The following is a 7,307-nucleotide window of genomic DNA, read 5'->3' as shown; positions in this document are numbered from 1 at the left end:
ACGTGCTCGGCATCATCCGGCAGGCCGAGGTCCCGGGTAACTGCCAGGGCCTGGGCGGCAAACGCCTCGTTCAGCTCGATCACATCCATATCCGCCAGTTCCAGGCCGGCCGTGGCCAGAACCTTGCGGGTGGCGGGAGCCGGGCCAAAGCCCATGATCCGGGGCTCCACGCCGGCCGTTGACATGGCAACGATTCGAGCGCGGGGTTTAAGGTTGTATTGCTTGAGAGCATCGGCTCCGGCCAGCAGCAGTGCGCAGGCGCCGTCGTTCACGCCGGACGCGTTACCGGCGGTGACTGTGCCGTTTTCACGGAACGGGGTCGGCAGCGAGGCCAGCTTTTCAAGGCTGGTTTCCCGGGGGTGCTCATCAGTATCCACCACCAGTGGGTCTTGCTTGCGACGGGGAATCGTGACCGGTGTGATCTCCGTAGCGAATCGGCCATCCTTTTGGGCGGCCGCTGTGCGCTGCTGGCTGCGCAGGGCAAAGGCGTCCTGATCTTCCCGCGAAATGCCGAAATCGGCCGCCACGTTCTCGGCGGTTTCGGGCATGGAATCGATGCCGTATTGCTTTTTCAGGACCGGGTTTACAAAACGCCAGCCGATGGTGGTGTCAAAAATCTCCGCCTTGCGGCTGAACGCGGACTCGGCCTTGCCCATAACGAAGGGAGCCCGAGACATGGATTCGACGCCGCCGGCAATCATCAGCTGGGTTTCGCCAGTACGGATGGCCCGGGCGGCGCTGCCCACTGCATCCATGCCGGAACCGCACAGGCGGTTGATGGTGCTGCCCGGCACGTCTACCGGCAGGCCTGCCAGCAGAAGGGACATGCGGGCAACGTCGCGGTTGTCTTCGCCGGCCTGGTTGGCACAGCCGTAGAGAACGTCGTCAACTTTCGACCAGTCCAGGTCGGGATGACGCTCGGTCAGCGCCTTGATGGGGATGGCGCCCAGGTCGTCTGCACGCACTGCGGAGAGAGCGCCGCCATAACGACCGATGGGGGTGCGAATGGCATCGACGATGTAAGCGTCTTTCAAGGTGTTGTCGGTGCTCATGCAGTTTCCTCCGAGTTGCGAACGGTGCCACGAACCTCGTAGGAGCGGCCCCGGAACAGGGCAACCTTGCGGCCGTCCTGATTGGTTAGTGTGATGTCGTAAACGCCGGTGCGGCCGCCGCGGGCCTGTTCTTCGGCGGTGGCGGTCAGCAGGTCGCCCTCTTTGGCGCCGTACATGTAATCAATGCTGCAACCGGAGGCCACGGTGGCGCGGTCGTAGCTGTTACAGGCAAACGCAAACGCCGAATCGGCCAGGGTGAACAGGTAACCGCCGTGGCAGGAGCCGTGGCCCTGGATCATGTCGCAGGTGACCGTCATGGTGAGCACTGCCTTGCCCGGGGCAACGGACTCGATGTTCATGCCCAGTTTCTGGCTGGCGCGGTCCCGCGCGAACATGGCCTTGGCGCATTCTTCGGCGAGTACTTGCGGATCCATCTCGCTCATGAATAAAACCCCTTCTGTGCAAATGCGTTCTTCCGGAGCAGCAGGGCAGGGCGATAGCGGTCCTCTGCGTAGCTGGTCTGGATGTTGGTGAGCACCTTGAACACGTGGCCCGCGCCCAGGCGGTCGCTCCAGCTCAGGGGGCCGTCGGGATAGTTCAGGCCCGCTTTCATTGCCAGATCGATATCCGCGACCGTTGCAACATCGTGCAGAGCCGCATCGGCCGCTTCATTCGCCAGCATGGCGACGGTACGCATGATGACCAGCCCCGGCCGGTCCGCGATCAGGCTGACTTCGATACCCGCTTTTTGCAGTAAAGCACAGGCACAGGAAACCGCTGCGTCGGACGCCTGATCGGCAGGCGCCAGGGCAAGCCGGCTTGCTTTGCTGTAGTCAAAGGCAAGGTCAAACAGCACCAGATTGGCGAGGCCCTCACAGGCGGCACGCTCGGTAGCCATCCGGCCGTCGGTAAGTGCCAGTACCGCATCGCCGAAGCGAATCTGGCCCGGGCCGTCGCGCTCGATAATGGTCAGGCCGGCTGCCTTCAGTCGCTCCAGCAACGGTGCGGCTACGCCGGGATTGCCTTCGGCAATGACCACGGACTCATCGGATTGATGTGCCGGCTCGGTCTTTGGCTGCGGCTTTTCCGCACTCTCGCCATAGGGATAGAACCCCTGGCCGCTCTTGCGTCCCAGGCGACCGGCTTCCACCAGTTCTTTCTGGATCAGCGACGGTAGAAAGCGGGGGTCCTGATAATAGGAATTAAAGACAGAGCTGGTAACCGCATAATTGACGTCGTGTCCGATCAGGTCGGTCAGCTCGAATGCGCCCATGCGGAACTGGCCAGCTTCGCGGATAATCGCATCCAGGGTGGCGGCATCGGTGGCCTGCTCCTGAAGGAGGCGAAGGCTCTCCGCGTAAAACGGACGGGCCACGCGGTTCACGATGAAGCCCGGAGTCGACGTTGCATACACCGGCTTCTTGCCCCAGGCGGTGGCCGTGGCATGGACGGTATCGGCAACGGTCTTGCTGGTCGCCAGCCCCATGACCACTTCGACCAGCGCCATCAGCGGTGCCGGGTTGAAGAAGTGCATGCCCACCAGACGCTCCGGTTTGCTCATGTCAGCACCGAGGGCGGTAACAGAGATGGAGGAGGTGTTGGTGGCGAGGATCGTATCGGCGGTACACAGGTCTTCAAGGCTCGCCAGCAGCTGACGTTTGATCTGGAGGTCTTCGATGATGGCCTCGATCACCAGCCCGGCGTCTGCGACGTCATCAAGCTTTGCAACCGGGTGAATCCGGCCGATCACATCGTCCAGCTCCTGCTGCTGCATCTTGCCTTTGTCGACACGACGCTGAAGCTGCTTCGCGATACCGTCACGGCCCGCCTCGGCGGCACCCTCTCTCTGGTCGTGCAGGTAAACCTGGTGGCCTGCCTGGGCGGCCACCTGGGCAATGCCGGAGCCCATGGCGCCGGCGCCGACGACGGCAACTTTGGTTTGAGTATCCAGTGCCGGCATGGCTTATTTCCCCTTGAAGTTCGGCGTGCGTTTTTCCATGAAGGCGGCAACGCCCTCACGGTAGTCTTCGGTCTGTCCCGCCATGCGCTGCAGATCGCGCTCCAGATTGATCTGCTCTTCAAAGGTGTTGCTGGCGCTGGCGTGCAGTGCCCGCTTGATCAGTGCAAGGCCCTTGGTCGGTTGGGTCGCGAAATGGCGGGCAAGTTTCATGGTCTCTTCCATGAGTTGCTCGTTATCAACGCAACGCCAGATCATGCCCCAGTTCTCGGCCTGCTCGGCGCTGATCTTGTCGCCCAGAAGTGCCATGCCTTTGGCTCTGGCCATGCCCGCTACCCGGGGCAGAGTCCAGGTGCCGCCGGAATCAGGTACCAGCCCCAGTTTGCAGAAGGCCTGAACGAAATTGGCTGAGCGGGCCGCGAGGGTAATGTCGCAGGCCAGGGCAATGTTGGCGCCGGCGCCAGCGGCCACCCCGTTAACCGCGCAGAGCACGGGCATCGGCAGATCCCGGAGGCTTCGCATCAGCGGGTTGTAATAGTTCTCCAGAGAGGCGCCCAGGTCCGGCATTTCCTGATCTGGCGAGACGCTGCGGTCGGAAAGATCCTGCCCCGCACAAAAACCCCGGCCGGAGCCGGTGATGACCAGTACACGGACAGACTCATCCTTGCGCACGGTGCTGATGGCATCGCGCATACGCTCATGCATTTCAACGTTGAAACTGTTCAGGTTGTCCGGACGGTTCAGGGTAAGCAGAGCCACGCCCTGATCGATTTCAAGAAGAATGCTCGGCTGAGTCATGGCGGTATGTCCTGTTGTTTGTTGTAGGGGGGATAGCGCGAAAGGTGTGTTAAATCGGCACACTGCTATCGAATGTGGAAAATGAGTATATCTTAGAATTGATACTCGTCAAGGATTGTTCTGGCTTGGTTCTGTATCACTTTGGTCGGAGGTAATCGCCTGCTTTGTCTATATTGCTGAATATCCGGTAAAAATTCATCAGCGCTCTCAGGTTTGAGCCATTGCAGGGGTGGATTCTCGTCTCAAAACAGGCGCTAAGGTATGAAAAATCTCCCGGAAAAGGATAATGTGATACAGAAAATGAATCACAATGACTTTTCGGGTCCCACGTTCAGCCTGTCGTTTGGCGGAGCGCTGCCAGGCCCGTCCGCGAAGGAGACCGTTATGCCCAGCTACAGTATAGAAGGCGTTGTTCCTGTTGTTCATCCGTCCGCCTATGTGCATCCAACCGCCGTTCTCATTGGGGATGTCTGGATCGGACCGGATTGCTACGTGGGGCCTGCGGCTTCGCTGCGTGCAGATTTCGGGCGGATCATTCTGAAACAGGGGTCGAATGTTCAGGACACGTGTGTCATGCATGCCTTTCCCGGGATGGATACGGTTGTCGAGAAAAACGGACACGTCGGCCATGGCGCAATCCTGCACGGCTGCGTTGTCGGAGAAGATGCCATGGTGGGCATGAATGCGGTGGTGATGGATGAGGCGCACATTGCACCCCGCTCCATTGTTGGCGCCTGCGCGTTTGTTAAGGCGAAGTTTACCTGTGAGCCGGGATCGCTGATTGTTGGCTCGCCGGCCAAGGTTATGCGCATGCTGAGCGACAAGGAAATCGCCTGGAAGAGAAAGGGCACAGAAGAGTACCAGCGACTCACGCTTCGTTCTCTGGCAAGCCTTGAGGAGGTCCAGCCACTGTCAGAAGCTGAGACGGATCGGCCCCGGGTGGACGCCAGCGGTTACAAGCCCAAGTACGAGCAGTCCGAATAGATGGTTTGGCGCCGGATACGGGAAATCGCTTTTAGAGTCCGGCGTCCTTGACGTTCTCCATAACCACAAACGTGCTGGTTTGCAGCACGTGGGGCAGGGCCGAGATTTCCTCCCCAAGAACCTGCCGGTATTCCTGCATGTTGCGGGTTCGGACTTTTAACAGGTAGTCGAAGTTCCCGGCAATCATGTGGCACTGCTCCACCGCCGAGACGCTCTGAACAGCTTTGTTGAAGGCGGTCAGGGCGCCGCTGCTGGTGTCGTTCAGGGTAACCTGTGCGAAGGCAATGTGGCTGAGACCAAGTTTGGTCTGGTTAACCAGGGCCGTATAACCGGTGATATAACCGTGCTCCTCAAGCCGGCGCATCCGCACCTGACATGGCGTTTTGGAAAGGCCCACCCGGGACGCAAGCTCGGTTACCGTGATTCGGGAGTTCTTCTGTAGCTCGCGAATAATGGATTGGTCTATTCGATCCAATTCGGCCATGTTGTCTGTTCCAGGTTAAATTAACGGCTAAATCATATGGCAAATATAATCGAAACTCCTCTAATCCGAAACTATATGGTCTAAGTGACTTTCCGGCCTTGCGTATACTGGTAGGTTCATCAGCCCAGTAAGAACGTTTACCAAGTCCGGAGAGTTTCGATGACCGATTCCCGCGCATTACAAAAACAAACCCTGCTGGAACAGCTTGCCGATGTCCTCCAGAACCAGGCGTCCGATAACGACGACTCCCTTGAACTCCGGGAGATCGTGGCCCGGATGGTGGAGGAGTCCCGATCCTGGGATGACGACCTCCACGGCGAACTGGTCCGGAGTTTCGGCGACTCGATTGGCGGGCGCTATGCCCAGGTGTTCAGTGGCGGGTTCCCTTCGGCCTACCGGGCGAGGTTTCCGGTGTCAGAGGCACTTGCCGATATTGAGCAGATCCAGTCTATTGCCGTCAGCACCGATGTGCCCATGCGGTTCTACCAACCCAGAGATCCTTCCGAAACCGGATTCCACTTCAAGCTCTACAGCGAAGGCCAGCCGGTTATCCTGTCAGATGTGATTCCGATTCTGGAGAACCTGGGTATGCGGGTTCTGGGCGAGCACCCATACCGGGTTCGTCGACGGGATGGCGAAAATTTCGGCGTCAGTGATTTTACCGTCGAACTCCACGACCGGTGCCGGCAAGCCGACCTGAGAGCTGCAAGGCCGCTGATCCAGTCGGCGTTCCGGGAGATCTGGAACGGCTTTGCAGAAAACGACGATTTCAACCAGCTGATCATGCTCTGCGGCCTGAGCTGGCGGGAAGTGGCGCTGATCCGAGCCTATGCCCGTTACGTGAAACAACTGCGATTCGGGTTCAGCCAGCCGTTCATTGCAGAAACCCTGGCCCGGCATCCGGATATCACTTCGCGGCTCGTGGCGTTCTTTTTCAATCGGTTCGAGCCCGGGGTAAAAGGACGTAAGTCCAGGACAGAAAAGCTTGAGGCAGAGCTGCGGGATTCGCTGGAAGCGGTGGCGAGCCTCGATGACGACCGCATTCTGCGGCGTTTCTTCATGCTCATTCGGGCAACGCTGAGAACCAACTATTTCCAGGTCCGGGAGGATGGCGGGTTTCCGTCCTATCTGTCGCTCAAGCTGGATCCGTCGTCGATTCCTGACATACCGCGCCCAAGGCCAAAGTTCGAGATTTTTGTGTATTCGCCCCGAATCGAAGGCGTGCATCTGCGTGCCGGGCCAGTCGCGCGGGGTGGCCTTCGCTGGTCCGACCGGATTGAGGATTACCGTACGGAGATCCTTGGCCTGGTGAAGGCCCAGCAGGTCAAGAACTCGGTGATCGTGCCTGCAGGCGCGAAGGGTGGCTTCGTGGTGAAGCAGCCGCCCAGGGATGGCTCTCGGGAGGCCGTTCGCGAAGAAGGGGTTTCCTGCTATCAGACCTTCATAAGGGGGCTGCTGGATATCACTGATAACCTTGATGACGGCCAGGTAGTCCCTCCTGCCAATGTCGTTCGCTATGACAGTGATGACACCTATCTGGTGGTCGCCGCCGACAAGGGCACAGCCACGTTTTCCGATATCGCCAACGCACTGGCGGCAGAGTACAACTTCTGGCTGGGCGATGCCTTTGCCTCCGGGGGCAGTGAGGGCTACGACCACAAGAAAATGGGTATCACCGCCCGGGGCGCCTGGGAGTCGGTGAAACGGCACTTCCTGGAAAAAGGCACCGATACCCAGAGCGATGAGTTCACCGTGGTCGGTATTGGCGATATGGGTGGCGATGTATTCGGCAACGGCATGCTCCTATCCGACCGAATTCGACTTATCGGTGCATTCAATCACCAGCATATTTTTGTCGACCCGGATCCGGATGCTGCGGCCTCGTTTCGCGAGCGAGAGCGGCTTTTCAAACTGTCCGGCTCATCCTGGGCCGATTACGATACCCAGCTGATCAGCGACGGGGGCGGTGTTTTCTCCAGGTCCATGAAGTCTATTCCTGTGTCGTCGCAGATGCGCAAGGTGTTGGGCATCA

The 7,307-nt window shown here is 59.3% G+C and carries 7 protein-coding genes; 2 read left to right on the top strand and 5 right to left on the bottom strand.

Translation table 11 applies throughout. The features are described from left to right. The 4 genes from pcaF to paaG form a co-directional block, all read right to left on the bottom strand. The coding region (gene pcaF / locus B2W52_RS00425) for a 3-oxoadipyl-CoA thiolase (protein WP_286800990.1) at positions 1-1,034 on the bottom strand (1,034 nt) is incomplete at its 3' end. A 14-nt stretch (positions 1,035-1,048) separates the two neighbouring features. Further along, on the bottom strand, positions 1,049-1,495 hold the full coding sequence (gene paaI / locus B2W52_RS00420) for a hydroxyphenylacetyl-CoA thioesterase PaaI (RefSeq protein WP_008173807.1): 447 nt from the start codon (positions 1,493-1,495) through the stop codon (positions 1,049-1,051). Continuing rightward, a complete protein-coding gene (gene paaH / locus B2W52_RS00415) occupies positions 1,492-3,012 on the bottom strand; it encodes a 3-hydroxyacyl-CoA dehydrogenase PaaH (RefSeq protein ID WP_008173809.1) in 1,521 nt (506 codons plus the stop codon). Before paaH ends, paaI begins: the two co-directional genes overlap by 4 nt. Before the next feature lie 3 nt (positions 3,013-3,015). Then, on the bottom strand, positions 3,016-3,807 hold the full coding sequence (gene paaG / locus B2W52_RS00410; protein ID WP_008173811.1) for a 2-(1,2-epoxy-1,2-dihydrophenyl)acetyl-CoA isomerase PaaG: 792 nt from the start codon (positions 3,805-3,807) through the stop codon (positions 3,016-3,018). 384 nt (positions 3,808-4,191) lie between these two features. Here paaG and paaY point away from each other — a divergent pair, with 384 nt between their 5' ends. Further along, entirely contained in the window at positions 4,192-4,791 is a 600-nt protein-coding gene (gene paaY, locus B2W52_RS00405; RefSeq protein ID WP_008173812.1) for a phenylacetic acid degradation protein PaaY, read from the top strand. Positions 4,792-4,822: 31 nt separating this feature from the next. Here paaY and B2W52_RS00400 read toward each other — a convergent pair whose 3' ends face one another. Then, complete coding sequence (locus B2W52_RS00400; protein WP_008173814.1) at positions 4,823-5,275, bottom strand: Lrp/AsnC ligand binding domain-containing protein; 453 nt, start codon at positions 5,273-5,275, stop codon at positions 4,823-4,825. A 159-nt stretch (positions 5,276-5,434) separates the two neighbouring features. Between B2W52_RS00400 and B2W52_RS00395 the strand changes: the two genes are divergently transcribed. Further along, the coding region (locus B2W52_RS00395) for an NAD-glutamate dehydrogenase domain-containing protein (protein WP_286800966.1) at positions 5,435-7,307 on the top strand (1,873 nt) is incomplete at its 3' end.

The sequence above is a fragment of the Marinobacter sp. UBA2498 genome, from assembly GCF_002341575.1.
Taxonomy (GTDB): Bacteria; Pseudomonadota; Gammaproteobacteria; order Pseudomonadales; family Oleiphilaceae; genus Marinobacter; species Marinobacter manganoxydans.
Note: the sequence above shows the minus strand (reverse complement) of the source record. Positions and strands in the feature narration are given on the sequence as shown.